The 1880-nt window shown below is 50.8% G+C and carries 2 protein-coding genes; both read right to left on the reverse strand.

The features are described 5' to 3' along the window. The coding region (locus Q0340_RS11135; protein ID WP_298083355.1) for a toxin-antitoxin system YwqK family antitoxin at window positions 1-766 on the reverse strand (766 nt) is incomplete at its 3' end. A gap of 160 nt (window positions 767-926) precedes the next feature. Beyond that, window positions 927-1439 carry a DNA-deoxyinosine glycosylase gene (locus tag Q0340_RS11140; RefSeq protein ID WP_298083356.1) on the reverse strand — a complete coding sequence of 171 codons (513 nt, stop codon included), beginning with the start codon at window positions 1437-1439 and terminating at the stop codon, window positions 927-929. Between the last annotated feature and the right edge of the window lie 441 nt (window positions 1440-1880).

Genomic DNA, 1880 nt, shown 5'->3' on the forward strand with positions numbered 1-1880 from the left:
CATCCTTGTATGCGCCGGTCTGCTTTAGCGCGCCGTTTGCGTGATACCATCTCTCTATGCCTTGTCTCTTGCCCTCTTTATAGCTTCGCTCCCCGCGCACTTTGCCGCTTTCGTAGTAGTCCACGTCCTTGCCGTTTCGCAGCCCGCCCTTATACGGATGGCGCGCGCTTACTTCGCCGCTTTCGTAGTAGTCGGTGAAAACACCCTCGCGCCTATCATTTTTATACGCGCCCTGCTGCTTTAGCTTGCCGCTTCCCTGATAATACATCTTGTAAAAACCCTCGCGCTTGCCGGCTTTGTATTCGCTCTGCGATCTCAGCTCGCCGCCGTCCGCGTAGTAGCTCTTCGCGACGCCGTCGTACAGGCCGTTTTTTAGCGGATATTCGTTTGAGGGCTTGTCTGCACCGTCAAAGTAATCGCGCTGAAGCACCGCGGTGCCATCCTTTACGTCGATCTCTCTGATAAGCGTGGGCGGTAGCGGCTTTGCTCTAGGGTAGACGACGCCCATAAAGTTTACGTCGTAGAGATCCTCGGCGCTATAATGCAGCACCTTGAGCGTCCCGCTGTAGGGCTTGTCCGCTACGAAATACAGGCCATTTTTCAGGACCGGCTCGGGTTGCATTACGATTTTTGGCTCCAGAGCTTGTGCGCCTAGCGCTAAAAACGGAAGTAGAAGCAGGAGCCTTAATACGCTTGAAAGAGTGAAATTTCGCATTAAATTTAAGCCTAAATTGAGCGAATTTTGCGTGGCTTTGCGGGTTTTCATATTTTGCTTCCTTTTGGCTCGGTTAAATTTAAAGAATTTTAAAATTTGAAGCTAAATTTTAGATAAATCCTCGCGGAATTTAGGCTGTGGATTTGATTTATGGCTCTGTGCGCGCAAGCCGCGCGTAAGCCTATCGCACGCTGTTTAACGGAGCTGAGCGCTAAATTTCGGCGTGCTTCAACACATCCGCGACGATCGTCCACTCACGCACGAGCCTTTCAAAGCTAAAATTTGCATTTGCGGGACTAGTCGAGGGTAGCTTCACGGGCTCTTTGCCGGTTGCGTTTAAAATTTGAGTTTTTAGGTATTTTTCGCAGATCTCGTGCGCCTTGCCGCCGTTTGCGAACACCTGCGCGATGTGCGCGCCGCTAAAGATCGGCTCTAAATTTGCTGGCACGACGGCGGTCATTTTGGCGTCGCTCGAGCCCTTTATCTCGCAGTAGATCGCAGCGTCGTAGATGGCGATGTCGCGGGCGAGTAGGAATTTTATCTTTTTGTCCGTGCTCGTAGGCGGCGGCGCGTTTAAAATTTGCGCCAGCACGCGCCAGAAGCGATTTTGCGGATTTGCGTAGTAAAAGCCAAATTTACGAGAAACGACGGAGGGAAAAGAGCCGAGGATTAAAATTTTAGAATTCTCATCGAAAATCGGCTTAAAAGGGTGGGTTTGGCTCATTTTATACCTGCTTTGTATTCGCCGAAAACGCCCGCCGGAGCGCCATAAAATTTATCTTTCATTTTCGCTTTATCTCTCGTAAATTTCGCAATTTCGCCCGCGAAGTAGCTTGGAGCTGAAATTGTGCGACGGCAAAAATTAGCGCGCTAGCTTGCTCTGATACGGCGTGCAGTAAAAATTCTAATGAGCCCGCCGCGACGCGCGATTTGGGTCTAAATTTCAACTTTCCAAGACCACAAAGCAGAGCCTTCGCGGCTAAATTTAAAGCCTCGCAGCGGCAAAATTTTAACCCTCGCGGCAGTTAAAATTCCGTCCGCCGCCGCAACCGCCTCCGAACCGCTGTGCGCTAAATTTTAGGTACTGAGATTACGCGTACGAGCTCGCCTTTTTTGAGCTCTTTGACCTCCAGCGGCGCGACGAGCAGGACGCTATCGTCGTCTA

The organism is uncultured Campylobacter sp., assembly GCF_938045595.1.
GTDB lineage: Bacteria > Campylobacterota > Campylobacteria > Campylobacterales > Campylobacteraceae > Campylobacter_B.

Coding starts and splice junctions, on each gene's coding strand:
- Q0340_RS11140 (WP_298083356.1), bottom strand. CDS start 1,439: ATGAGCCAAACCCACCCTTTTAAGCCGATTTTCGATGAGAATTCTAAA.